The following is a 22,245-nucleotide window of genomic DNA, read 5'->3' on the forward strand; positions in this document are numbered from 1 at the left end:
TTTCTTTGTAACTTTATTCATCGAATTTGACCGTTTGCATCCATTGCAAAAGGGTGTTTATTACCTCGTTCTTCTCCGGTTCGTTGAAAATCTCATGATAGCAATCCGGCCATTCTACATACCGTTTACAAGAAATTGGAAGCGAATCCATCCATAATTTTGTTGTCGTAGGACTTACAATGCGATCGGCTCCAGCCTGCATAACAAGCGTAGGCACATCTGGATAATCCTCTATCTCTTCCTTTGCCAAACGCATCGCTTTCTGTAATTCTTTATACCAACGCACGCTGACTTTGGTTGTAATGTGCGGATCTTCTGTATAACGAAGCGTAACAGTCTGATCCCGACTTACATCCCCTGCCTTAATGCCAGCAGAGAGACGAAAGGCGGGGGTGATCCTATTTAATATGGAGGCGATCCCTTCTAATGCCGGTGAGATGTTTCGAGAAAGGCCAAAACACGGGGAAGAAAGAATAATTCCATCTACATCAGGATGTACAGCTTCCGCATAACGGGCCACAATCAATCCGCCCATGCTGTGTCCCAACAGAAAAAGCGGACGCTTGCGCTTGCTTGCCCGCTCTATCCATGTATCAACCGCAGCATAATACGCTTCAAAGCGCTCAATATGCCCTTTGCGGCCTTTTGTGCGACCCAAGCCAGGAAGGTCTCCGCCAAATACAGAATATCCCGCTTCATTCAACTGCTGCACCAACCAATGATAGCGGACAAAATACTCGCCAGCACCATGCACAATTACTATGCTCCCTCTCTCTTCATCTACTGGCCATATTTCATGATATATTTCCATTGTCAGTCCCTCCGAAATCGACAATAAAAAAACCTCTCCACCTAGGAGAGGTTTCCCTTCATTATACATAAAAGCTGCTGAGCTGCGAGCTTCACAGATAACCGGCGCGATACGATGTATCTAAGTAATCGGCCACCTCCGCCACTTTACTCTCTGCTGCCCAGGAAATAGAGCGCGGAACAAAGTCATCGGTCCCTCCATTGCGTATAGTAGAAGATGAACTTACAGCAACATACGGTTCTCCAAAACGGGCAAAGCGCCCAGATCCATTTCTTTCTTCTCTAAATGGAATTTCCAACGCATACGTTTGACTGGTGGAAGTATCATGCATGTTCATGCGAAATACCGGCTCTTCTTGGCTGCCTTTACGTTGAAAACCCTGTTGTCCAAAAATCTCTTCTACCAGACTCATCGGTTTCGAAACACCTGACAATTTTTTATTCCTTTGCACTCTTCGTTCCTCCTTCTTGTTATACGCTTACAAGAACTGGGGGCGACAATTTGCAAGTATCCAACTACAAATTCAGGCTACGACTCCTATTAAATTGTAAGACCATCCTATCATAAAAAAAATGGGGAGAAAAATGAAAAACAAGCTCATTTTTTGTAATATTCTATCGAAATTAGATTTTTTCTCCCCTTTTGCCCTTTTATCTTAACATTTCATTGATATAATACTTTTTGGGCATACTATTTCTATTCTCTTCATTATATGCAATACTTAATATGCTTCTTCCACCCATTTGGTTTTGCGCCTTAATTTTAAGGAAATTTGCAAGGAAAGGTTGCAGAACATAGCAAAGCATACTATTATTAAGTCATACTAATCACTGTATAAGTGACATACTAATCTTTCGGTGTGAGGAAAGAACTCAGGAAAGGATAGGGAACATGGAGACACAAACGAACAAAGAATTGAAGGATATTCTCAAAGGAGAGAATGTACACTTTAATTTATCGGTGGCACAACTTGTAGAAATGGCGGTTCTCCGTAAACGCAGCGAGCTGACTTCGACAGGTGCAGTCACAGCAAAAACAGGCAAATACACGGGACGTTCTCCAAAAGATAAATTTATTGTAGATGAACCTTCCGTACACGATAAAGTTGATTGGGGTACGGTAAATCAACCTATTTCTGAAGAAAAATTTGATCGGCTGTACCAAGATGTAATTAACTACCTGGATGAAAAAGAACTGCTTGTATTTGACGGATTTGCTGGTGCTGACACACGCTACCGCCTGCCGATTCGTGTCGTAAATGAATTTGCGTGGCATAACCTGTTTGCTCATCAGCTCTTCATTCGTCCAACGGAAGAAGAATTAAAGACACATGATGCGCAGTTTACCATTATCAGCGCTCCAACATTCGAAGCCAATCCTGAAATTCACGGAACAAATTCTGAGACATTCATCCTTGTGAACTTCGCCAAAAAGGTCGTTCTTATTGGTGGTACTCGCTATGCGGGTGAGATGAAGAAATCCATCTTCTCCGTGATGAACTATTTACTGCCTGAACAGAACGTATTATCAATGCATTGCTCTGCCAATATGGGCAAAGACGGCGATGTCGCTCTCTTCTTCGGTTTATCCGGTACAGGTAAAACTACCCTATCGGCCGACCCGGATCGAAAGCTGATCGGTGACGATGAGCATGGCTGGTCTGATGACGGTGTATTTAATATTGAAGGCGGCTGCTATGCAAAATGTATTAATTTATCCGCTGAAAAAGAACCTGAAATTTTTAATGCCATTAAATTCGGTTCTGTGCTTGAGAACGTAGTGATTGATGAGAAAACGCATGTAGCTGATTATGATGATAACAGCTTAACAGAAAATACACGTGCGGCGTATCCGCTTGATTTCATTCCGAATGCGCTCATTCCAAGCGTAGCCGGTCATCCAAACGTGGTGATTTTCCTGACTGCAGATGCATTCGGTGTACTGCCTCCGATCGCTAAATTAACAAAAGAACAGGCAATGTTTCACTTCCTCTCTGGATATACAAGTAAGCTTGCCGGTACAGAACGCGGTGTAACCGAGCCAGAAGCAACATTCTCTACTTGCTTCGGAGCACCATTCTTGCCACTTGCTCCACGTGTATATGCAGAGATGCTTGGTGAGAAAATTGATAAGCACAATGCGCAAGTGTACCTTGTTAATACAGGATGGTCAGGCGGCCCATACGGCGTCGGTAAGCGTATGAACCTACCATATACTCGTGCTATGATTACAGCTGCCCTAAATCATGAGTTGGATAAAGAAGAATTCACCGCGCATCCTGTCTTCGGTGTTCTCATGCCAAAAAGCTGCCCGGGTGTTCCATCTGATATTCTTGATCCACGCAATACGTGGGCAGACAAGGAAGCATATGATGTACAGGCGAAAAAACTTGCTTCCCTGTTTGTGAAAAACTTTGAGACATTCTCTGATATGCCGGAGAATATTAAAAGCGCAGCACCAAAAGCATAATAGTCTAAAGCTCAGGGATATTCCCCTGAGCTTTTCTTTTATTGCTGTTTATTTTCTTACATGCACATTCAAGTCTAGTACATGAGAATAAATTCGTAACATTGTGGTATAATATAAATATGTTTACTACCTGTCCGGTCATCTCGGACACATAGCGTTACCCGGCAGCATCTGGATACAAGAAGTCCGTTGTTCTAAAGTATGACCAATACTGATTGAACGAGGTGATGTCCGTGGAAACTGTAACATTGGAAGAAATCATTACAACAGTTATGCCCGAAGTACAACTTGCACTAACAGAAGAAGAATTGAATGTATCCATTGTGCTACGGGATGGTTTGCACGCTCTTAACCGGCACGATGTTCTTGAGATTGTCGCTGCCACGATTCACAATAACGGAAAAGGCGCCTTGCTTCACTAAGGCGTCTTTTCTTATTTCTCTCTAACAATTTAAGTATAGATTTATTCTTTTTACGGTGTGTCTATCCTAAAACAGCCGCCTCCTGCATATCTTGTTTTAGGATTGAAGCTTCACGCTAAAAAACCTCTCCAAAAGATCTGGAGAGGAATGAACTTATAAGGGCGTTTCCTTATAACCATAGAAGTGTTCCCATGCTTCATGAATACCTCCGGCACATGCTTTTTGTGCTCGAAAGATCAGCGGATGCTCATCAAGCCTGTACAATTCTTCCTGGGCATTGCCGACAATAACCGAAGGATAGCCAAGCGTAAGCATCTCATGGTCGTTACCGGAATCACCGGCAATCAATATGTTAGCCTCGTGCAGCCCGCGTGATTCAATCACATAACGGAGCGCTTCTCCTTTTCCACAGACAGGTGGCAGTACATCCACATCACGACCGCTGCTTATGATTAGTTTATGCGGGACTTCCCGCTCCTTTAAACGACGTGCCAGCACTTTTGTGGGATCCAGCTCCTCTACAGTATAAGATAGACGGTGGGTTACAGGGAGCTGCTGCGGGATAAGCCCCGGTATCTCGGCTGCGATTTGGACAATTTCTTCAGGTTTCCAATGCGCTTCAACCCGCTTCCGCCATTCTTCATCACGGAGCAAGCCTGCCCCAGCATAGATTTCCGTACCAACATCCGTAATCAACAGATCAGGCTGGGGAAGCCTTTCATCTTCAATGAGCGAAAGTGCCGAATGCAGATGTCGCCCTGTGCTATAAATAAGCATTACATCATATGGCTTCGCCTCGTAATAATGAAGCAGCTCTCTTAACGCCTGCTCATCACCAACCAGCGTCCCGTCCAAGTCGGTAGCCAAAAGATGCGTCACGCTCTGTTGCATTCGCCAATACCTCCTCATACATGCTGTCCACTCGCTCCGAAATTGACTGCCATTGATAATCACGTTTCGCTAACCGTGTCGCCTGCTTCCCAAGACGCTGTGTCAAGAGATCGTTCGTAACAAGTGCTTCCATTGCGAGCGATACATCCTGCGGGCTTTTCGGTTCTACAAGAAGCCCTGTCTCTCCGTCATTCACGACATTTTGCAAGCCGCCCACACGGGAAGCGATAACCGGACTGCCGCATGCCTGTGCTTCAGCGGCAACCATACCGAACGATTCATAGAAAGAAGGAACAATTGTAGCAGTCGCTGCATTAAAAAGGAGCGCCAGTTCTTCCTGTGATTTCGGACCGACAAATTCAACATGCTCTTCAATTCCTCTTACTGCTTGCAACAGCTTTTTATCAAGCGGCAGACGCCTGCTGGCATCAATTGCTTCCTCCTGCCCGCCAGCAAGTACAAGCTTCGTTTCTTTCGGCGTACTATCACGGCTCATCAGCATCCGAAATGCTTCAAGCAAAGTATAGATCCCCTTCGTTTCCTCTAGACGGCCGGCAAAAACAAGCAGCGGCCCTCTATATCCCAACTGTCTGCGCAACTGAGGACGATTGTAGCGGGTTTGGAACGAGGGTGCCACGCCAATCGGAATAACAGAAATGGGTGCGGGCGAAGGAACGAATTCTTGAATTACATTCCGCTCGTTATTGGTTGTGGCGATTACACCGTTCGCAATACTTAGTATCTCCTGTTCGGCTTCTAAGCGAATCTCATCCCGGACTCCGGTTGCCTTCTCTTTGGCAATACCAAGCGAGTGCGAAGTATGGACAAACGGCAGCCCATATTCCTCTTCTAGCTTTTTCCCTAATAGACCCGATAGCCAGTAATGTGTATGAACAATATCGTAGGTATGAAGTGGAAGCAGCTTTTTCATCTCTGTATAAAATGACGGCAGCATATCGTGCATTTCATTTTTAGAGACAAACCCTTTATACCCTGCCGCTATACGAATCACCCGGCAGCGCTCCCCGAATGTTTCTGTACGCGGTGCCTCTGTATCACACCAGTGAGTAACCACATCTACTCTAGACCCCTGCTTCTCTAGAGCTAAAGCCAACTGACGCACATAATTGTTCTGCCCACCAGCCTGCACTCCTCCTAGTTTTGCTAAAGGATCTCCATGATCAGAAATGAATAGGATTTTCTTTTTCATTACTTATTCCTCTCCTTTCCTCGGTGTAGATGGTACGTACGTAAACACACTAATAGTATCTTTACCCTTAGGAAAAAAAAGTTAAACATAATATAGGATCAGCAGTACACCCCTATGTCTTTTTGACCATGCCTGCGCCAAAAAATCCACCGATTGCATGCCTGGAATCAAAAATGGAGACATATGCCTTGGGGTCCACTTCCCCTATACGAGTGAGAATTCGATCCAACCACTTTCGCTTTGCATGGATGTTAATAATCTTCCGTTCTCCATCCCTGCCCTCGCCACGAACAATGGTTACACCAAGCCCTTTTGCTCTTGCTTCTTCAACCAATCGATCTGAATGGTTTTTAGAAATAACTTGGATCAATACATTACCAAATGCCATTTTCCCTTCCAGCCATGCCCCTACATAGTTCCCTGTCGCGAATCCGAGACAGTATGCAAGAATATTGACCGGCGAATCAAGACTCTGCATTACTTTGCTCAACACGATAACAAAGATCAGAACCTCGAAGAAGCCAATAAGTGCTGCAGGAAGTTTTTTTCCTCTTACAAGTAGAATGGTGCGGATCGCCGCCATCGACATATCCAGAACTCGGGAAAAAAAGATGGCGACAACCCAGATCACTTCACCAAACATCCGCATCCCTCCCTTTCATACAGTTCCCGAAAGAGAAGAAACGAAAACAGCAGGCAGATATGCGAATAGATGTCTCAATGCAAATTACTTCTAAGGTCATATCCTTTTATATATATGCTGTGGTGTATCTCGGCAGACTACAATCTTTTTCTGCTGCTCCAAATAATTAAGATGGGCGATCGTTTCACCGATGGCAAATCGCTGTTCATGAACCGTAAGCGCTCGGGAGAACAGCTTTTGAGAGATCGCATAGGCACTCATCTCCCCTTTCATCACATCCAGAATGTGTGTCAATCGTTCCTCATGGTGCTGAAGCAACTCTTCTATACGCTCTTGCGCATCTGTGAAGACAGGTCCATGACCCGGGATGACCAAAGCGATATCAAGCTTCCTTATTTTCTCAAGAGAGGTGAGGTACGTCTGAAGCGGATTAGCGTCTCCATGCCCATGATGGGAAATATTAGGAGATATTTTTTTCAGCAGATGGTCACCAGCCAGCAGAACCTTCTCTTCTTTGTTGTAGAAGCATATGTGTCCTTCCGCATGTCCCGGTGTTTTGATCGCTTCATAAACAAGCTCACCGATACGATATGTATTCGCCTCTTCAATGCGCTTCATATCTCGCGGAAATGGGCGCACCAATCCATAGAACAGATCATCATTGTCTCCAAGCTGTCTCACCACTTGTTCTGGCATGCCTGCCGCTATATAAAATGACTGATTGCGCATAAAGTTCTCTTTGGTCCAGCTAAAAAGCGCACGTTCTTCTGCCTCTTCACTCATATATACATCCGCCGCACTCCACTCTTGCATCCCTCCGGCAAAGCCGAAATGGTCCGGGTGATGATGGGTTAGAATAATGCGCTCAATGCTCTGAGGAGAAATCCCATGCTCCTGAAATGCCGTCTCCCATGCTTGACGCGTTTCCGGTCGGTTGAGTCCGGTATCGATAATACTCCATTTCCCTTCATTATGGGCAGCATAACAATGTACGTGATTTAAGCGAAACGGAAGTGGAATGGTTACTTGATAAAGTCCATATTGGTTCATATAATCTCCCTTTCCCATTGTTTATATTTTCTTTATCTTATCAAATTTACCTGATATAGAGTTCTCTGTAACATGCAAATATCTAAGATGATATATTGCGTAAATTTTTTAATAATTTTTTATATACTGTTTTTATTCCAGGAAATTGAGGTAAAGTTAAATACTACCTCGATGATTGGAGGGAAAAATGATGAATCTCTTTGAAACAAGACGCCGCATGGCAGACTTTTCAACAGATGATGCAATCATTCACGAAGAATTCGGCGAAGGAATCATTCGCTGTATAAACAATAAAGCAATCGAAATTGATTTTCTTGGCGATATAAAGCACTTCAACTTTGAAACCGTCGTGCAATCGGATCTCATTCGACATAAAGAAAACAATGAAGCATAGGGCATAAAGAAAGGCAAGCAGGTATGGATAGTACCTGCTTGTTTTCTTTGAGGACTGTGATAGGGTAATCAAAACATAAAGGCTGTACAGAGCGTGTTTCTGTACAGCCTTAAAATATTTACTGCATGTATCTGCTATTAGTTACACAATTAAGGAGTCATTGTGCCGTCTGGACTTTTATCCTTTTTCATATGCTGATCACGACGGTCTGTAGGAGCTGAATCCGTAGACTTCATGTCTTTCATTTCCGCTGATGCTTGCTGTGCCGCAGAGGTAGCTACATTCTTCATATCACCTACTGCCTCGCTGGCTACATTAACAGCTTCCATCGAATATTCCTTCGCTTCCATCGCCTTGTCCGCAATCTGCTGAATCGAACGGGACGCTTCCTGTGCAATGGAGGAGACAACCTGTGATTTCTCCTGAATTTTATTTACGAATCCCTGCGGATCACTTTTTAAATCACGCGCCATGTCCATCGTCATATCCTTTACTGTGACTGCTCCGCTTGCCACGTTGGATCGGGTTCCTCGGTCCATCAGCATAACGGCTGCCGCTCCGGCCAGTGCACCGGCGAACATACCGAATACAAGCTTTCCATAATCGGATGTAGCAGAGCCATTCTGGTTATACTCGGCTGCATAGCCAGAGTTATAATCAGAGTAAGAAGGCGTTGATGTCGTCGTATTAGGAGTTGTGTAATTCATTTCATTCTGCATATTCCGTCTTCCTTTCTTCCTCATAGTCTTTTACTAAATTTCGATTTATTTAGTACATACCCGGCAGATTTACGGGCCAAACATACACGGAAGAAATAGGAACCTCTATGCAAATTTAATATTTTAATCTGTATACAACCAACCGTGCCCATTCGCTGAGAATGGTCTGCGTACTCTCATGATCCTGCCACCACTGCTCCAGTTCGATCTTTTTGAGTGAACGAGAGCCTACGCTCGTTATCTCTACATCACTTGCTTTAAATACGTGCTTAAATACGAAAACAGCGCGGCGCGTATGCCAGTGATCTGTCACCAGCGTAATCCGTCTCGCCGCAAGCTGCTTCTTCTCTAACAACTCTTTTGTATATCGTGCATTTTCATAGGTGCTGAGCGATTTTGTTTCCAAAATAATATCCCGGTCAGGGACCTGCAATTCCCGGAGAAGTGCCACCATTTCCTTACTTTCTGTTGTGCGCCACGAAATCTGAGCACCCGATGAAACGATGATTTTCGGTGCCACTCCAGCACGGTATAATTCTACAGCTTTACGCGTCCGCTGCCCATCCGTCTCCCCGCCAAGCAGCACAATAAAATCGCTTGACACCTCCCGATCCGGATATACAAGATAATGTGCAAAACTATTCAGCATCGACTTATATAAAAAAATAATCAATAACACGACGCCAAGTGCGACAGCCAATCCGATCCTTATCTTTTTACTCACAAAAACAACCGGCCTCCATAAAACATGATAAGAGCAATCTGAATCGCCAAAATAAGCGGCATTCCCCATACAAATCTCGCATGCCGTGTCTTATGGCGGAACATATACATGCCGATCAAACAGCCCAGCGCCCCTCCAAGCAGCGCAATCAAAAATAATGTTTGTTCTTTGATACGCCACGCCTGACGGCGCGCTCTTCGCTTATCCATCCTCATAAACAGCCAACCGCATAAATTTACGGCAAGCAGGTATCCACCTATCCATTCCACCGCATTCCCTCCGCTTCTGTGCGCAATATCCCAAACAAAAGAGCGGCAGGATAGCCGCTCTTTTATTTCTCTATTTATTATCCTTGTTTCACCTTAACTAGTTCAATGAATTTTTTGTCCCGTTCTTTAATCTTATCGGCAACAGAAACTTCTTCATATGTATAGATGCCTCGGCCCGTCTTTGCACCTAGTTCTCCGGCTGTGACACGTTCATTAATCAGGTCGGAAGCCTGTTTGCTCTGTCCGAGTTCAGGTGCTAGATTATCAATTACACGCTTCCATGTATCCAATCCACCAAAATCCGCTGTCTCAATCGGACCAATAAAAGCCCAACGAAAACCAGGCCCTGCTGTCACTGCCAAGTCAATATCCCGCGCTTCCGCTACGCCTTCCTCAAGCAGATGAAATGCTTCGCGCACCACTGCAGCCTGCAGGCGATTTGCTATGAATCCTGGTACCTCCTTCTTCAATAGTACCGGCTGCTTGCCAATCGCTTGCATTACTTCCATTGTAAATGTTACGACTTCTTCGGCTGTACGCGCATGCCGTACCACTTCAACAAGCGGGATGAGCTGTGCGGGATTAAAAAAGTGAGTAATAATCATGCGCTCCGGCGTACGCATCTTTTCCGCTAACTTTGAGATCGGCAGCGTCGATGTGTTGGATGCAATAACAGCCTCCGGCTTGGCCATGCATTCTAGCTTTTCGTACAATTCCCATTTCAACTCAATCACTTCGGGAATAGCTTCGGTAATCATATCCGCATGCTGAACCGCCTCTTTTAACTCTGTTGTATAGACAATGCGGGCAAGCGCACTTTTGCCTGCCTCTTCGCTAAGCATTTCTTGCTGCATTTGCAGCGTAAGGTTAGCCTCAATCGCTTGCTTGGCTTTGGCGAGATAGGTTTCTTCTAGGTCATATAGCACGACAGGAATATTTGCCTGTGCATAAGCCTGTGCAATTCCATGCCCCATCACACCGGCACCTACTACGGCCGCTTGTTGAATCATTATTTCCACTCCTTGTACGTATAGTATGTTTCTCTACTGCTTCTCCTCTTTTATCAAAATGATATGGACCTTGCCTGGGCCATGTACACCAAAAGCCAAGTCCATTTCGATATCTCCCGTGCGACTCGGCCCGGTAATAAAGTTCACGCACGCCGGAAGCCCGTCTGGCATCCGTTCTTTTATATAGGCAACCCCCTCCGTCATACGCGGAACGATCGCTGTCTCAGATAAAATCGCCACAAATATGGGCGGAAGAAGACTCACCAATCGTCCTCTTCCGCCGCCATTCCATAACAACACCGTCCCTGTCTCCGATAGCCCGATCTCCGCATAGACAATCCCCATCTCCACGCCGGATGCATAATGACGCAATTCCTGCTCATTCGAAGACACATCCCATGCTCGGTGTACAATCCCATGCGTATCCAACAGATTCGCCAATCCTAAAGCATGCAAGCGTTCGTCATCCCAGTAGACAGCAGAACGAACGGGTGATGCTTCTATAATCCGGGCGAATGCTTCGTCTATCTCCTGTGGTAAGACACGCTGCACCTCTGTCCGTAGTGTGCGCAAATTCTCAATAAATTGCTGTATAAGTCCTTCATGATCCAGTCCCTGATGCAGGTGAGCATAAGGCTTCGCATCTCGGACCGGTGATATGACTCCACTGCGACGCGGACGTCCCAACTTATCTGCGATTCGATTCAGGAAGGCTTCTTGTCCGTTATTTGCCATGTGTACTCCCCTCCTGCTTCCACCATTCGCGGAATGATTGTTTAGCCGGCTGTGGTAAATCGCGGACACTTGTCCACCCTGTAAGCGGACCCGGACCTTTTTCAATGATACCGTCTTTAGCCAACCATCCGGTAGCTGTATGACTGGTACGGACAGCCTTATCATATAGAGAAGCATGAGTCGTTATGTAACCGAATCCTTTGAAGGCTAACTTCTCCTTCCATCCGGTATGTCCTTGTTCGACCTCGTCTTTTCGATGCTCAATAAGCAAGTCATGAAGCGGAATTTTGACCGGACACACTTCAGTACATGCCCCGCATAAACTTGAGGCATACGGAAGATCGCTCCATTCTTCATATCCTTGAAGCAGCGGGGTAAGCACAGCTCCTATCGGGCCGCTGTATACTCCGCCATATGCATGTCCACCGATATGCCGATAGACCGGACATACATTCAGACATGCGCCGCAGCGAATACATTTCAACACTTCCTGATAAGCTGTCCCGAGAATATCAGAGCGTCCGTTATCAAGGACAATCAAATGAAATTCCTCTGGACCATCTATATCTCCTAGGTGACGCGGACCGCTCAGCGCAGTCATATAAACACTGATTTTTTGCCCGGTGGCGCTGCGCGTCAGCATAGATACAACAATGTCCAGATCCTCCCACGTCGGAACCAGACGCTCCATTCCCATAATAGCGATATGGACCTTAGGCAGCGTAGTCGTAAGCCGGGCATTGCCCTCGTTGCTAATTAATACGACAGATCCCGACTCCGCAACCGCAAAATTACATCCGGAGATGCCGATGTCCGCCTCTAAAAACTCACGTCGCAATTCTTCACGGGCGAATTGGCATAATTCCTCCGTTTCGTCAGATAACGTACGCCCGGCTACATCAGAAAAAAGCTCTGCTACTTGCGATCGTGTCTTATGAATGGCCGGTGCGATTAAATGGGACGGTGTCTCCCCTGCAAGCTGAATAATATATTCCCCAAGGTCAGATTCGATGACCCGAATATTCTGCGCCTCAAGATGCTTGTTAAGATGAATTTCCTCTGTGACCATTGATTTTGATTTGATAACGGAACATGCACTCTTATCCTGTGCAATCTCCAGGACACGTGCTACAGCATCTTCAGCAGTTGCTGCAAAATGGATATGTCCCCCGTTCCTCTCAACTTGCGCCGCTAATTGCTCAAGATAGCTATCTAGATTCTCAATCGTATGCATTCGGATCTGTGCAGCCAACTCGCGCCATTCCTCTATATTGCCCAATTCATCTGCTGCCTGAAAACGCCCGTCACGCAGCCTGTCCTGAGTGAACGGTACCGCTTTTCGCAGCTGTTGATCCCACAGCGCTTTATCTACCCTTCCAAAAAACTCTAGTGGTTGCACACTCATTTGGCTCCTCCTTTCGCCAATACTTCCGCTACGTGCATGACCTGTATATCCTTTCCTGTACGCCGTAAACGGCCTCCAATATTCATCAGACAGCCCATGTCTGATCCAATCAAAAGTTCAGCTCCTGTTGCTTCAATATTCTTTATTTTCTCATCTACCATCGCTTCAGAAATCGCGCTCATTTTGGCGGCAAAAGTACCGCCAAATCCACAGCAATCCTGGCAATAGGGAAGTTCTGTTATTTCCAACTCTTTTACATTAGAGAGAAGAGATGCCGGCTCGGCATGAATGCCCAGCCCCCGACTCATATGGCAGGAATGATGATACGTAGCACGAGCGCACAGGGCAGCATCGACCGCTTCCACTTCCAGTACTTTTACAAGAAATTCAGAGAATTCATATGTTTTCTTAGCAAGCATCTGCGCCTTCTCTCTCCACTCCTCTTCTTCTTTCATCAGCTCTGGATAGTAATGGCGAATCATCGCCACGCAAGACCCGGAAGGCGCTACGACGTAATCAGATGCCGAGAATACGTTGATCATATGTTTGGCTGTCTCTTTTGCCTCTTTTTGATAACCACTATTGTAAGCGGGTTGTCCGCAGCACGTCTGTGCTTCAGGAAAATGAACGTCAACGCCGTATCTTTGCAGCACTTCCACTGCACTCTTACCAACATCGGGAAAAAATACATCAGATAAACATGTGATGAACAAAGCAACTCTCATGGTTGTTTCCTACTCCCTGTTAAATTATTTGTATTTTTTAATTTTACAGAACAATAAGCGTCCTGCCAATCATCCCACATGCATATCCTGTTATACAGTAATAAAACATTTATATGAAGACCCAGGCATAAAGTAAGAAGAAGAGCAATATAAAATTATCATCCTTAATAAAATCTTTACATAAAATTAACAAAGTGTTACGATAAAGATTACAAAAATAATCCATATAAGGAGGTACATGTCATGAAAATGGTATGGGTACGGACGAATAAGGGATATGATCGAATTCTTCCTCAGCATGGAATGGTGTTAAAGGAAACTGAACATGATGTTTACCTTCTGTTTTCAGATGGACGCTGCAAAATATCCCGTGAAGAGTTCAATGAATTTTATACTGCCGTATAATATAAAAAAACGAGGCTCCCTCTCACACCGAGAGATCGCCTCGTTTTTTATTTATTCTTCCTGCCTGCGCGACGACGTAGAAACGGAAGCTGAATCCCAAAGGTTATGCCTATAATAAATAAAAGCAGCAGGGCAAAAAGCACAACGGCCCCATAGAAGAAAATAGCATTCAACATTTCTTTTTCTTCCTTTCTCTCTATATTATTACTATCTTAACACCCGAAAGCTTCCTGTGGCTGTAGCCAACAGCGTTCCATCTTCACTCTGTACCCGCGCCTCTGTCGTAATGGTACGCTTTGTACGATGTACAATACGGCCGTGAGCATAGATTTTTCCTTCGCTACTAGCGGCAAGAAAATGAATATTCATATTGGTGGTCGCCTGCTTCATCTCCCCCTGTGAACGGGCAGCAAGACCCATCGCATTGTCCATAAGCGTTGCATACATCCCGCCGTGCAGCGTCATGTTTCCATTCATATGTTCATGCGCAATAGTAAGCGAAAGCACTGCCTTTCCATCTTCAATATGCTCGATCACGCAGCCTGTATGCTTCCAGAACGGTACCTTTGCGAAAGTTTCTTCTAGTTCCTGTAAATAGCGTGCATCAGTCATCTATTTTCCTCCGTCATATGTAGTATCCGCCTTTATCTTACCACTAACACAAAAAAATGACGAAGGCGGACCATCCACCGCCTTCGCCAGCTCACTTATTATTCTATTCTTTTTATATGATGGCTGCTGTATAGTAGTGCTTTTCCCCAATTGGTACGGTAGAACGCACGCTCTAACAGCCCAAACAACGATCCGGCAATCCAATATAAACACAGAGCGACAGGAGCCTTCCATAGAATCAGAAGAAAAAATGCACCCATAAAAAGCGTCATACTCACTCGCTTGTAACTTCATCAATTATTTTTTTATATGCTAATGCCTGCTCTTTTGTCCAAACCGGCGTAGCAGCTAATATCTGAATCGGCTCTGGAAGGGGCGGGCGCACTTTCTTACCGTCGCGCTGCCGGGAATATTTTGTACTGAGCCTCGCCTTATCCCATCCAATGATTTCAGCGAACTCTTTTAATCCAACTAATTGAGGTAGCACATTCACTACATCGCCCCCTTCATCATTTCGTTAAAAATTCCCTCTGTGGAATGAAAAAGTTTATCCTAAAAATCTTACTTGTTATTTAATAACTCTTCTATTTTCTTTTCTAATTTCTCAATTCTAAACTCCTGTTTCAGAAAAACGGTAATAAAGATTGACAATATGAACGCAATAAAAGAAATAAGAGCCCAAATATTATTTAGAATAAGATCAGCAAAGAAAAATGTAGCCATATAACAAATTACTAGGCAAACAAAAAATGTACCTAAAAATTCTTTCATTTCGATTCGCCCCTCTTTTAAAATGATAACTTTATTATCTTTAATGCACTCTAAACAGATAACTTTGTAAACACTTCTCACATAAAAAGGCGAAAACCCGACTTATTTTTTTGCAAAGAAAAAGACCAAGCTTTTACACTTGGTTTATAATCCTCAGCAGCACCCACGGGATCGTCATCGCAGCGCCATCGACTTAACCCCATATGTTTCATATAACTCTCTAGCCACCTCTAGTAAATCAATAGGCTTGTTCTGATATTTTGTACGGAGCCGAAAAAGTTCAAACTGCATCTTCATCTGCAGCACTTGTTGACAGGCTAACCGGAATAAAAGGGTAAGCAGCGGAACCAAAAGCATCGTAATTGGTTGCATAATCGTATCCATTCAACGATCTTCTTTCCTGAGTCAGCAAATGTAGCAGCTTCCGCCGGACTATAATACGAGAGAACATTTTATATTTTATCGAAATTGGTAAACACATTCCCAGGCAGGATTTTTTTATCTTCCGCCGAAACACACTATTCATATACCTGAATAAGGAGGAATACAGATGAGCAGCAATCTGAAAAATAAATTCGGTGCAGGAGAGGCACCTAAACAATTTATGGAAGAAATGACGAAGAATAAAGAAGCCTTTCACGATTGGTACCATCGCTTCTCCTGGTCAGAAGAAGAACAGACTTTCTTCGCCTCACTACAACAGCGTGATGACCTGCGCTGCCTTATTCTTGCTGCAGACTGGTGCGGTGATGTTGTACGCAATGTCCCTGTCGTCTTTCGCGCCATGGAAGAAGCTCGCATTCCGACAGAAGTACTCATTATGGAGAAGCATCTCGATGTGATGGATCAGTTTCTTACGATGGGAGGCCGCGCCATTCCTATCGTAATCTTCACCGATTCAGAAGGCAATGTACTTGGTAAGTGGGGACCGCGTCCCGCTCATGTGCAGGCAATTATGAACGCATTCAAAAAGGAACATCCTGACCGCAACGCAGCGGATTATGAGGAGAAAATCAAGGAAGCACGTGCCAAAATGCTGCAGGAATACGGAGAAGATACAAGCTATCAATCCATTATAATTAAAGAGCTGCACGCCATACTCACCGCGCTATAAATCATAAACGGAGCCGATCTGCTATAATGGAGCAAAAGCAAAAGAAAGGTGCACATCTATGAAACCCAATCCTATTTCCTTAGAAACGGCGAAGATGCTGTCCGAAAAGCTGAACGTACCAATTGAGCAAATTATGCATATGCCGCAGCACATTCTGTTGCAGAAGCTTACTGAAGTCACAAAGCAGGAAGATTCAAAGAAAGCCGACGAATAATAAGAAGCATGCATGCAAAAAAGCAACGGAGCGGGTCTATCCCGTCCGTTGCTTTTTTATTGTATTACTTGCCATTCAGCCTTTCTCGCTCCTCTTCTGTAAATACACGGGAGCGAGTTAAAAAACGCATCCCTTCCGGCCCTTCAAGCGAGAACATGCCGCCTCGCCCTTTCACAACATCGATAATAAGCTGTGTATGCTTCCAATATTCATATTGAGGTTTGCTCATATAGAATGGACTTTCACCGATTTCTCCAAGCAGGACATCCTGATCGCCTACCATGAATTCACCTTTTGCATAGCACATCGGTGAACTTCCATCGCAGCAGCCTCCAGATTGGTGAAACATCAACGGCCCATGCCTCTCCTTCAGCTTCTCAATTAAATCGAGCGCCTTCTCTGTCACCAACACCCGCTCGACTTCTGCCATGGTTTTCATCTCCTTCAGGTATGATGATTAAAAGAAGCCCTGTGCATCTGGTGAATAACTAATTAATAGATTCTTTGTCTGCTGATAGTGGTTCAGCATCATTTTGTGTGTCTCGCGTCCAATACCGGACTGTTTGTATCCGCCAAATGCCGCATGAGCCGGATAGGAATGATAGCAGTTCGTCCATACACGCCCCGCTTTAATCCTGCGCCCCATACGATACGCCGTGTTCATATCACGGGTCCATACGCCTGCACCCAGTCCATACAACGTATCATTGGCTAGATGCAACGCTTCCGCTTCATCTGCAAACGTCGTCACAGATACAACCGGGCCGAAGATCTCTTCCTGGAAAATACGCATGTTATTATGCCCTTTAAAAATCGTAGGCTTCACATAATATCCGCCGCTCAAATCCCCTTCTAGCTGATTGCGCTCACCGCCAATCAAGCATTCCGCTCCCTCCTGAAGACCAATATCGATATAGGACATAATCTTCTCCATCTGTTCCGCCGATGCCTGCGCACCAATCATCGTCTCGGTGTCTAGCGGATTGCCCTGTCTGATGCTTTGAACACGTCCAAGCGCCCGCTCCATAAATTCATCATAGATGGACTCATGGATCAGTGCACGGGATGGACAGGTGCACACTTCCCCCTGATTTAGGGCAAACATAACGAATCCCTCAATCGCTTTATCAAAAAATGCATCATCCTTCGCCGCAACATCCGGGAAGAAGATATTCGGTGATTTCCCGCCTAACTCCAACGTAACTGGAATAATATTTTGGGAAGCGTACTGCATGATCAGGCGACCCGTCGTTGTCTCGCCTGTGAAAGCGATTTTTGCGATACGCGGATTTGATGCGAGCGGCTTACCGGCCTCAACACCAAAGCCATTGACCACATTGAGAACTCCTGGCGGCAATAGGTCTTCAATAACCTCAAGCAGCACCATGATTGATGCCGGTGTCTGCTCGGCCGGTTTCAATACGACGCAGTTCCCTGCCGCAAGCGCCGGAGCCAGCTTCCAGCATGCCATCAGAATCGGGAAGTTCCATGGAATAATTTGTCCCACAACTCCAAGCGGTTCATAGAAGTGATAGGCAATTGTATTCTCATCAATCTCACTGATACTTCCCTCTTCTGCACGCAGAATTCCGGCAAAATAGCGGAAATGATCAATCGCAAGCGGAATATCAGCCGCCATCGTCTCACGAATCGGCTTACCGTTGTCCCATGTCTCCACAACAGCCAGTTTTTCTAAGTTCTCTTCCATCCGATCAGCAATTTTATTGAGGATACGCGCACGGTCTGCCGCTGGAGTATGTCCCCAGGAGTCTTTGGCCGCATGAGCCGCATCTAATGCAAGCTCAATATCCTCAGCAGAAGAGCGTGCAACTCGGCAGAATGTTTGTCCTGTGACCGGAGTGATATTCTCAAAATACTCGCCTCTTACCGGCTCTATCCATTTGCCGCCAATGAAATTTTCATACTGCGCCTTAAAGTTTACCTTCGCCTGCTCCTGTCCTGGTTGTGCACTAATCATAATCGTTATCCTCCTTTGATTTTGTATTGGATTTATACGTTGGCTGCCATCTTCTCAAACGCTTTGACCGCGGCTTCTGCTACCTGCACATCCTGCTCCACAGATCCCCCGCTAACACCGACCGCTCCTATAATGCGATCCTCTACATGCAGCGGAATGCCGCCGCCAAAAAGTACAATCCGTCCGCTGTTTGTCGTATTGATCCCATACAATTCAGCGCCAGGTGTTCCCGCTGCTGCTAAATTAGCACTCGGCATCTTCAATGCTACTGATGTCCATGCCTTATTCTGGGCGATGTCTATGCTTACTAGAAGCGCATCATCCATTCTGTGGCAGGCAATAAAGTTACCTCCCTCGTCAACAACGGAGATGACCATCGGAACACCGAGTTGACGCGCCTCATGCTCTGCATGCTCGATCATTTCCTTCGCCATATCTAACGTTAATACACCCATATGTCTGCCTCCCTTTACTTTTTAGCGAACTTCCACTTTTAACGGCATGCCTTTTACAAGTCGAGCGGCGTTATGTCCTACCAAGCGGCTATTAGCAACAGCCCCACTGTAATATGGAGAGCTGCATTCAAGCATTTCATGACAGATTGCACATCTACCACCTGCCGTCACTCCAATACCGACACCAAGTGATGAAAGCGCTGCTGCTTGATAACCAAGCATCGCCGCCTCCTGTCCGCTATCTTCTACTTTTATGCAAGAAAATGGCACCCCCTCTTCTTCAAGACCTGCGCTAATCTCTTGCAGCACAGAAGCATCCACCCCTTCTAGATAGAGAATCGGGAGGTATGTAGGCTGCATTACCTAACCACCTCCTTTTTTACAGCAGACAGAACCAATCCTGTCGCCACTGCATTGCGCGGGCCTTCCGTACCCCGCACATTGGCAAATCCGGCTACAATTCCATACCTGCCAAGCTCCTCTGTCACCATCTGGGGAATCTCAAAATCAAGCGCCGATCCGCCTACCATCACCACAAAGGAGAGATGACGAACGTTACGTGTGGGTATAATCGATCTAAGAGAGCGCAATGCATTCGCAACAAATACTTTCTGCTTCGCGCTTCGTCGGACAGCCCTCACCTTTTCCATAGAGAGCTTTGGAGGGAGCGGGGTAAGAGCCTCCTCCTCCCGAATGACGACACGACCATATACATGCGGCGGAAACGGTGTTTTGGAGAACAGCATCGTCCCATCTTCAAGCTGCATATGAAACAGGCTGATAACTTTACCAAGCGGATGCTTCTTAACCCTCTCCGCCAATTCCCTATCCTTAAGCGCTAGTTCGGCATCGATCAGCATTGTCACCATATCACCCGCTCCGGCAAGATGAATGGAGCGGATCTCTCCATCTTCATTGACCGCTGCGGCATCTGTTGATCCTCCGCCCATATCAAGAATGACAAGCGGCTTCTCTGTTCCCGGTGTAGTCAGCGCGCCTCGGATGGCCATCTCTGCTTCTACCCCGCCCACCTCGACCGGTATGCCTAACTCCGCTTCGAGGGCCTGTGCGACTTTGGCTACAGGCATGCGCTCTGTCTTTACCATAGATGCGATCGCAACTCCGCTCTCCATAGAAAGCTCTCCGGCCATTGCTCCAACAACCGAGACAGGGATAACGGCATCTGTCGCCAACAGATCACGGATCGCAATATCTGTAAACGGCTGCCCTGTGCTATCTGATAGATGCTGGCGTAGCCCGTTGAGCATACCGCCAACATTTGTACCGGTTTTTCCTTTTACATCAAGCAATCCACCTGTCTTCTTTACCCCGGCCATAATTGCTTCTGCCCCATCATTAACCGATACGCGTACCGTACTTTTTTTTCCCTTTAACTCTAATTCTCCTGCCTCAATACGGCGTTCTACAATCTCCCCCTGCGGTGTGCGAATAACCACAGCAGACCGATTCCCGACAAGAGCACGCGCAATCGGAGCGATCTGCTTTGTCTCATCCGGCGTAAGTCCAAATACTGTGGCCAATCCATATGGGTTGCTGAGCGTGCGGATCACATGGCCGGGCAGCGCTACTTCTATCGCCGCCTGCCTGCCTAATGGAACTTTGTCAATATAAGCCACTTCATCGACAATCGGAATCTTTTGCTGCAGCCGATTATAGATCAGTACACCGTCATCCTTTTGCACGATGGCTCCCTTAATTTCAATCCCTCTCTCACATGCTTGATTCATCATATGAGCCGCCCATTCATAATCGGCTTCCTTTGGGATGATGACGATGTACGCCTTTCTATCTTCTGCTCTTCTCTCATTGAGAACAGAGAGATGCACGGTCGTTCCAATTCCCATACCGACGCCGCCCGGCGTGTCTGGGTTATGACCAATCATAGAGGATTCTGTAATTAATGTTTCACTGATGACATCCATCGCCAAATCACCGATAACGGGAACTGCATCATTGACCCGGATCTTTGCGATACAAGAGAGATCAATCCCTGCCTTCTCCGCCGCTTTTCTCAGAGCGAGGCGGATGCCGGAGATATTCTCCACTGTCCCTTTCACACCCGTCGTCTTGACTAGATGCTGGGCAAGAAATTCTGCTTCTCCGCCGCAAATACGCGCGATCGCCACCTCCGTTGAAGAATTGCCAATGTCAATTCCTGCGATCCACTGCGACACTTCCGTTACTCCTCATCTCTGCGCAGCAGGTTTCTTCCTTCATACACATCTGCCGCTTCCCTTATCAACGCGGCATTCTCACGCGCATCATATTGTGACTCCAGCTCGTCGGCGATGGCAAGCAGTTCTTCCTTCGTTGAACGGCGAGGACGCAGTGCATTATAGATTTCAAGAATGCGCGCATCGGCAATGGCAATCAGCTCGGCCGCCCGACGAAAATTCTTCGCCTGCTGTTCCTTACCGAGACTATCACAGACCTGCGCATGCATCTTAAGAGTATCTGGTGCGATGCGCAGATCACCGGCCTCTATCTCACCTTTCAGCGCGGCATCCAGCGTCAACTCATCATATGACTTTCCTGTCGGCGTCCGCAGCAAGTCCGGACGTTTAGATCCAAGCGGGTAGTGTTCCCTGCTAAGCGTCTCCATCACAGCACCTCCTCCTCATGCATCAAAAATTGAACATCCAACTCCACCGACTTTGCATCCGGTATGACTTGCTCGCACTCTTTTAGATGCAGAATCGCAGCAATTGCTTGATATTTTGGGCGAGCCATCTGATCATTGACCACCGGAACTGGGTTCGGACTCTCACCAAGCGCATACATAGCAGCATTACGTCCAATCGCCCGATACGTCTCCAAGGTAATTAACGGCGATTGCGGAAATAGCTCTAGATTGCTCAACGGATCGAGATCACGCTGATGAATAACGGTAGTACCTCTTGATTGGACACCAATACCGATACCGGAGCCGCTCAGTCTGGCGGCCTGATGAGCCATAAAAGCCAGATCTGCCATCGAACGACTGCGAATAACCCTCGGCTTTACTCCCTGTTCCTCTATTCCTGCCAGCATCTCCCGCAGTACGCGGGCATGTTCAAGATGAACAATCGTTTTATTCATCGTCGTACCAAACGCCGGGCCTACGGCAATGACGACCTCATGCGGATCGCTTCCTTTGAGCGCGATATCTTTTTCAGCCAGCTTCATCTCGAAGGTAAATGTTGTAGACGACATACCTCT

30 protein-coding genes are annotated in these 22,245 nt (G+C 46.1%); 6 read left to right on the forward strand and 24 right to left on the reverse strand.

The genetic code is table 11. The annotated features are described in order from the left end of the window. Nucleotides 1-13: 13 nt before the first annotated feature. Nucleotides 14-811, reverse strand: coding sequence for an alpha/beta hydrolase (locus AB3351_RS11265; RefSeq protein WP_371147246.1), 798 nt, complete (start codon nucleotides 809-811; stop codon nucleotides 14-16). 91 nt (nucleotides 812-902) lie between these two features. Then, nucleotides 903-1,262: a hypothetical protein gene (locus AB3351_RS11270; RefSeq protein WP_371147247.1), complete on the reverse strand. Its 360-nt coding sequence runs from the start codon at nucleotides 1,260-1,262 to the stop codon at nucleotides 903-905. 440 nt (nucleotides 1,263-1,702) lie between these two features. Between AB3351_RS11270 and pckA the strand changes: the two genes are divergently transcribed. Next, nucleotides 1,703-3,280, forward strand: coding sequence for a phosphoenolpyruvate carboxykinase (ATP) (pckA, locus tag AB3351_RS11275; protein WP_371147248.1), 1,578 nt, complete (start codon nucleotides 1,703-1,705; stop codon nucleotides 3,278-3,280). Nucleotides 3,281-3,513: 233 nt separating this feature from the next. Continuing rightward, the gene (locus AB3351_RS11280; RefSeq protein WP_371147249.1) at nucleotides 3,514-3,702 is read left to right on the forward strand and encodes a hypothetical protein; all 189 of its coding nucleotides are present in this window, start codon (nucleotides 3,514-3,516) and stop codon (nucleotides 3,700-3,702) included. Nucleotides 3,703-3,855: 153 nt separating this feature from the next. Here AB3351_RS11280 and AB3351_RS11285 read toward each other — a convergent pair whose 3' ends face one another. The 4 genes from AB3351_RS11285 to AB3351_RS11300 form a co-directional block, all read right to left on the reverse strand. Beyond that, nucleotides 3,856-4,593: an HAD-IIB family hydrolase gene (locus tag AB3351_RS11285; RefSeq protein ID WP_371147250.1), complete on the reverse strand. Its 738-nt coding sequence runs from the start codon at nucleotides 4,591-4,593 to the stop codon at nucleotides 3,856-3,858. Further along, nucleotides 4,535-5,803: a glycosyltransferase gene (locus tag AB3351_RS11290; RefSeq protein WP_371147251.1), complete on the reverse strand. Its 1,269-nt coding sequence runs from the start codon at nucleotides 5,801-5,803 to the stop codon at nucleotides 4,535-4,537. Before AB3351_RS11290 ends, AB3351_RS11285 begins: the two co-directional genes overlap by 59 nt. A 112-nt stretch (nucleotides 5,804-5,915) precedes the next feature. Next, entirely contained in the window at nucleotides 5,916-6,446 is a 531-nt protein-coding gene (locus AB3351_RS11295) for a DUF2179 domain-containing protein (protein ID WP_371147252.1), read from the reverse strand. A 96-nt stretch (nucleotides 6,447-6,542) separates the two neighbouring features. Further along, the gene (locus AB3351_RS11300; RefSeq protein ID WP_371147253.1) at nucleotides 6,543-7,496 is read right to left on the reverse strand and encodes an MBL fold metallo-hydrolase; all 954 of its coding nucleotides are present in this window, start codon (nucleotides 7,494-7,496) and stop codon (nucleotides 6,543-6,545) included. 187 nt (nucleotides 7,497-7,683) lie between these two features. Here AB3351_RS11300 and AB3351_RS11305 point away from each other — a divergent pair, with 187 nt between their 5' ends. Continuing rightward, nucleotides 7,684-7,890 (forward strand): hypothetical protein, encoded by a 207-nt coding sequence (locus tag AB3351_RS11305; protein ID WP_371147254.1) that lies wholly within the window; start codon nucleotides 7,684-7,686, stop codon nucleotides 7,888-7,890. 149 nt (nucleotides 7,891-8,039) lie between these two features. On the opposite strand, the gene AB3351_RS11310 is transcribed toward AB3351_RS11305, so the two are convergent. The 7 genes from AB3351_RS11310 to AB3351_RS11340 form a co-directional block, all read right to left on the reverse strand. Next, on the reverse strand, nucleotides 8,040-8,609 hold the full coding sequence (locus AB3351_RS11310; protein ID WP_371147255.1) for a hypothetical protein: 570 nt from the start codon (nucleotides 8,607-8,609) through the stop codon (nucleotides 8,040-8,042). Between the two features lie 115 nt (nucleotides 8,610-8,724). Next, complete coding sequence (locus AB3351_RS11315) at nucleotides 8,725-9,333, reverse strand: YdcF family protein (RefSeq protein ID WP_371147256.1); 609 nt, start codon at nucleotides 9,331-9,333, stop codon at nucleotides 8,725-8,727. Then, nucleotides 9,330-9,602 carry a DUF1294 domain-containing protein gene (locus tag AB3351_RS11320; RefSeq protein ID WP_371147257.1) on the reverse strand — a complete coding sequence of 91 codons (273 nt, stop codon included), beginning with the start codon at nucleotides 9,600-9,602 and terminating at the stop codon, nucleotides 9,330-9,332. Before AB3351_RS11320 ends, AB3351_RS11315 begins: the two co-directional genes overlap by 4 nt. A 77-nt stretch (nucleotides 9,603-9,679) precedes the next feature. Next, nucleotides 9,680-10,612, reverse strand: coding sequence for a 3-hydroxyacyl-CoA dehydrogenase family protein (locus AB3351_RS11325; protein ID WP_371147258.1), 933 nt, complete (start codon nucleotides 10,610-10,612; stop codon nucleotides 9,680-9,682). Between the two features lie 33 nt (nucleotides 10,613-10,645). After that, nucleotides 10,646-11,347, reverse strand: coding sequence for a LutC/YkgG family protein (locus tag AB3351_RS11330; RefSeq protein WP_371147259.1), 702 nt, complete (start codon nucleotides 11,345-11,347; stop codon nucleotides 10,646-10,648). Beyond that, on the reverse strand, nucleotides 11,337-12,752 hold the full coding sequence (locus AB3351_RS11335; protein ID WP_371147260.1) for a LutB/LldF family L-lactate oxidation iron-sulfur protein: 1,416 nt from the start codon (nucleotides 12,750-12,752) through the stop codon (nucleotides 11,337-11,339). Before AB3351_RS11335 ends, AB3351_RS11330 begins: the two co-directional genes overlap by 11 nt. Next, the gene (locus tag AB3351_RS11340) at nucleotides 12,749-13,477 is read right to left on the reverse strand and encodes a (Fe-S)-binding protein (protein WP_371147261.1); all 729 of its coding nucleotides are present in this window, start codon (nucleotides 13,475-13,477) and stop codon (nucleotides 12,749-12,751) included. The genes AB3351_RS11335 and AB3351_RS11340 overlap by 4 nt, the downstream gene beginning before the upstream one ends. 243 nt (nucleotides 13,478-13,720) lie before the next feature. Here AB3351_RS11340 and AB3351_RS11345 point away from each other — a divergent pair, with 243 nt between their 5' ends. Next, complete coding sequence (locus AB3351_RS11345) at nucleotides 13,721-13,882, forward strand: hypothetical protein (protein WP_371147262.1); 162 nt, start codon at nucleotides 13,721-13,723, stop codon at nucleotides 13,880-13,882. 47 nt (nucleotides 13,883-13,929) lie between these two features. On the opposite strand, the gene AB3351_RS11350 is transcribed toward AB3351_RS11345, so the two are convergent. The 4 genes from AB3351_RS11350 to AB3351_RS11365 form a co-directional block, all read right to left on the reverse strand. After that, nucleotides 13,930-14,058, reverse strand: a complete 129-nt coding sequence (locus AB3351_RS11350) for a hypothetical protein (protein ID WP_371147263.1) — start codon at nucleotides 14,056-14,058, stop codon at nucleotides 13,930-13,932. A gap of 31 nt (nucleotides 14,059-14,089) precedes the next feature. After that, entirely contained in the window at nucleotides 14,090-14,494 is a 405-nt protein-coding gene (locus AB3351_RS11355; RefSeq protein WP_371147264.1) for a PaaI family thioesterase, read from the reverse strand. Between the two features lie 274 nt (nucleotides 14,495-14,768). Next, nucleotides 14,769-14,987: a hypothetical protein gene (locus AB3351_RS11360; RefSeq protein ID WP_371147265.1), complete on the reverse strand. Its 219-nt coding sequence runs from the start codon at nucleotides 14,985-14,987 to the stop codon at nucleotides 14,769-14,771. Between the two features lie 452 nt (nucleotides 14,988-15,439). Then, nucleotides 15,440-15,649 carry a hypothetical protein gene (locus tag AB3351_RS11365; protein WP_371147266.1) on the reverse strand — a complete coding sequence of 70 codons (210 nt, stop codon included), beginning with the start codon at nucleotides 15,647-15,649 and terminating at the stop codon, nucleotides 15,440-15,442. A gap of 166 nt (nucleotides 15,650-15,815) precedes the next feature. Between AB3351_RS11365 and AB3351_RS11370 the strand changes: the two genes are divergently transcribed. Together AB3351_RS11370 and AB3351_RS11375 are read left to right on the forward strand one after the other, a co-directional pair. Further along, the gene (locus tag AB3351_RS11370; protein ID WP_371147267.1) at nucleotides 15,816-16,379 is read left to right on the forward strand and encodes a thioredoxin family protein; all 564 of its coding nucleotides are present in this window, start codon (nucleotides 15,816-15,818) and stop codon (nucleotides 16,377-16,379) included. 58 nt (nucleotides 16,380-16,437) lie between these two features. Beyond that, nucleotides 16,438-16,593, forward strand: coding sequence for a YycC family protein (locus AB3351_RS11375; protein ID WP_371147268.1), 156 nt, complete (start codon nucleotides 16,438-16,440; stop codon nucleotides 16,591-16,593). Nucleotides 16,594-16,657: 64 nt separating this feature from the next. Here the strand turns inward: AB3351_RS11375 and AB3351_RS11380 are convergent, their stop codons facing one another. Genes AB3351_RS11380 through AB3351_RS11410 form a run of 7 tightly spaced genes read right to left on the reverse strand, consistent with a single transcriptional unit; the run spans nucleotide 16,658 to nucleotide 22,239 of the window. After that, on the reverse strand, nucleotides 16,658-17,023 hold the full coding sequence (locus tag AB3351_RS11380) for a DUF779 domain-containing protein (RefSeq protein WP_371147269.1): 366 nt from the start codon (nucleotides 17,021-17,023) through the stop codon (nucleotides 16,658-16,660). Nucleotides 17,024-17,050: 27 nt separating this feature from the next. Beyond that, nucleotides 17,051-18,571: an aldehyde dehydrogenase gene (gene adh / locus AB3351_RS11385; RefSeq protein WP_371147270.1), complete on the reverse strand. Its 1,521-nt coding sequence runs from the start codon at nucleotides 18,569-18,571 to the stop codon at nucleotides 17,051-17,053. A gap of 32 nt (nucleotides 18,572-18,603) precedes the next feature. Beyond that, nucleotides 18,604-19,026 (reverse strand): GlcG/HbpS family heme-binding protein, encoded by a 423-nt coding sequence (locus AB3351_RS11390; RefSeq protein ID WP_371147271.1) that lies wholly within the window; start codon nucleotides 19,024-19,026, stop codon nucleotides 18,604-18,606. Between the two features lie 21 nt (nucleotides 19,027-19,047). Beyond that, nucleotides 19,048-19,386 (reverse strand): glycerol dehydratase reactivase beta/small subunit family protein, encoded by a 339-nt coding sequence (locus AB3351_RS11395; protein WP_371147272.1) that lies wholly within the window; start codon nucleotides 19,384-19,386, stop codon nucleotides 19,048-19,050. Beyond that, nucleotides 19,386-21,221, reverse strand: coding sequence for a diol dehydratase reactivase subunit alpha (locus AB3351_RS11400; protein WP_371147273.1), 1,836 nt, complete (start codon nucleotides 21,219-21,221; stop codon nucleotides 19,386-19,388). Before AB3351_RS11400 ends, AB3351_RS11395 begins: the two co-directional genes overlap by 1 nt. 5 nt (nucleotides 21,222-21,226) lie before the next feature. Beyond that, on the reverse strand, nucleotides 21,227-21,649 hold the full coding sequence (locus AB3351_RS11405) for a diol dehydratase small subunit (RefSeq protein ID WP_371147467.1): 423 nt from the start codon (nucleotides 21,647-21,649) through the stop codon (nucleotides 21,227-21,229). Further along, entirely contained in the window at nucleotides 21,649-22,239 is a 591-nt protein-coding gene (locus tag AB3351_RS11410; protein ID WP_371147274.1) for a propanediol/glycerol family dehydratase medium subunit, read from the reverse strand. The genes AB3351_RS11405 and AB3351_RS11410 overlap by 1 nt, the downstream gene beginning before the upstream one ends. Nucleotides 22,240-22,245: the final 6 nt, after the last annotated feature.

The sequence above is a fragment of the Aneurinibacillus sp. REN35 genome (assembly GCF_041379945.2).
Classification (GTDB): domain Bacteria; phylum Bacillota; class Bacilli; order Aneurinibacillales; family Aneurinibacillaceae; genus Aneurinibacillus.

What these genes read in the sequence shown, in the direction of transcription:
- AB3351_RS11265 (WP_371147246.1), bottom strand. Translation starts at nt 811, where the DNA reads ATGGAAATATATCATGAAATATGGCCAGTAGATGAAGAGAGAGGGAGC.
- pckA (WP_371147248.1), top strand. Translation starts at nt 1,703, where the DNA reads ATGGAGACACAAACGAACAAAGAATTGAAGGATATTCTCAAAGGAGAG.
- AB3351_RS11285 (WP_371147250.1), bottom strand. Translation starts at nt 4,593, where the DNA reads ATGCAACAGAGCGTGACGCATCTTTTGGCTACCGACTTGGACGGGACG.
- AB3351_RS11290 (WP_371147251.1), bottom strand. Translation starts at nt 5,803, where the DNA reads ATGAAAAAGAAAATCCTATTCATTTCTGATCATGGAGATCCTTTAGCA.
- AB3351_RS11295 (WP_371147252.1), bottom strand. Translation starts at nt 6,446, where the DNA reads ATGTTTGGTGAAGTGATCTGGGTTGTCGCCATCTTTTTTTCCCGAGTT.
- AB3351_RS11300 (WP_371147253.1), bottom strand. Translation starts at nt 7,496, where the DNA reads ATGAACCAATATGGACTTTATCAAGTAACCATTCCACTTCCGTTTCGC.
- AB3351_RS11305 (WP_371147254.1), top strand. Translation starts at nt 7,684, where the DNA reads ATGATGAATCTCTTTGAAACAAGACGCCGCATGGCAGACTTTTCAACA.
- AB3351_RS11310 (WP_371147255.1), bottom strand. Translation starts at nt 8,609, where the DNA reads ATGCAGAATGAAATGAATTACACAACTCCTAATACGACGACATCAACG.
- AB3351_RS11325 (WP_371147258.1), bottom strand. Translation starts at nt 10,612, where the DNA reads ATGATTCAACAAGCGGCCGTAGTAGGTGCCGGTGTGATGGGGCATGGA.
- AB3351_RS11330 (WP_371147259.1), bottom strand. Translation starts at nt 11,347, where the DNA reads ATGGCAAATAACGGACAAGAAGCCTTCCTGAATCGAATCGCAGATAAG.
- AB3351_RS11335 (WP_371147260.1), bottom strand. Translation starts at nt 12,752, where the DNA reads ATGAGTGTGCAACCACTAGAGTTTTTTGGAAGGGTAGATAAAGCGCTG.
- AB3351_RS11340 (WP_371147261.1), bottom strand. Translation starts at nt 13,477, where the DNA reads ATGAGAGTTGCTTTGTTCATCACATGTTTATCTGATGTATTTTTTCCC.
- AB3351_RS11345 (WP_371147262.1), top strand. Translation starts at nt 13,721, where the DNA reads ATGAAAATGGTATGGGTACGGACGAATAAGGGATATGATCGAATTCTT.
- AB3351_RS11350 (WP_371147263.1), bottom strand. Translation starts at nt 14,058, where the DNA reads ATGTTGAATGCTATTTTCTTCTATGGGGCCGTTGTGCTTTTTGCCCTG.
- AB3351_RS11355 (WP_371147264.1), bottom strand. Translation starts at nt 14,494, where the DNA reads ATGACTGATGCACGCTATTTACAGGAACTAGAAGAAACTTTCGCAAAG.
- AB3351_RS11365 (WP_371147266.1), bottom strand. Translation starts at nt 15,649, where the DNA reads ATGGATACGATTATGCAACCAATTACGATGCTTTTGGTTCCGCTGCTT.
- AB3351_RS11370 (WP_371147267.1), top strand. Translation starts at nt 15,816, where the DNA reads ATGAGCAGCAATCTGAAAAATAAATTCGGTGCAGGAGAGGCACCTAAA.
- AB3351_RS11375 (WP_371147268.1), top strand. Translation starts at nt 16,438, where the DNA reads ATGAAACCCAATCCTATTTCCTTAGAAACGGCGAAGATGCTGTCCGAA.
- AB3351_RS11380 (WP_371147269.1), bottom strand. Translation starts at nt 17,023, where the DNA reads ATGGCAGAAGTCGAGCGGGTGTTGGTGACAGAGAAGGCGCTCGATTTA.
- adh (WP_371147270.1), bottom strand. Translation starts at nt 18,571, where the DNA reads ATGATTAGTGCACAACCAGGACAGGAGCAGGCGAAGGTAAACTTTAAG.
- AB3351_RS11390 (WP_371147271.1), bottom strand. Translation starts at nt 19,026, where the DNA reads ATGGGTGTATTAACGTTAGATATGGCGAAGGAAATGATCGAGCATGCA.
- AB3351_RS11395 (WP_371147272.1), bottom strand. Translation starts at nt 19,386, where the DNA reads ATGCAGCCTACATACCTCCCGATTCTCTATCTAGAAGGGGTGGATGCT.
- AB3351_RS11405 (WP_371147467.1), bottom strand. Translation starts at nt 21,649, where the DNA reads ATGGAGACGCTTAGCAGGGAACACTACCCGCTTGGATCTAAACGTCCG.
- AB3351_RS11410 (WP_371147274.1), bottom strand. Translation starts at nt 22,239, where the DNA reads ATGTCGTCTACAACATTTACCTTCGAGATGAAGCTGGCTGAAAAAGAT.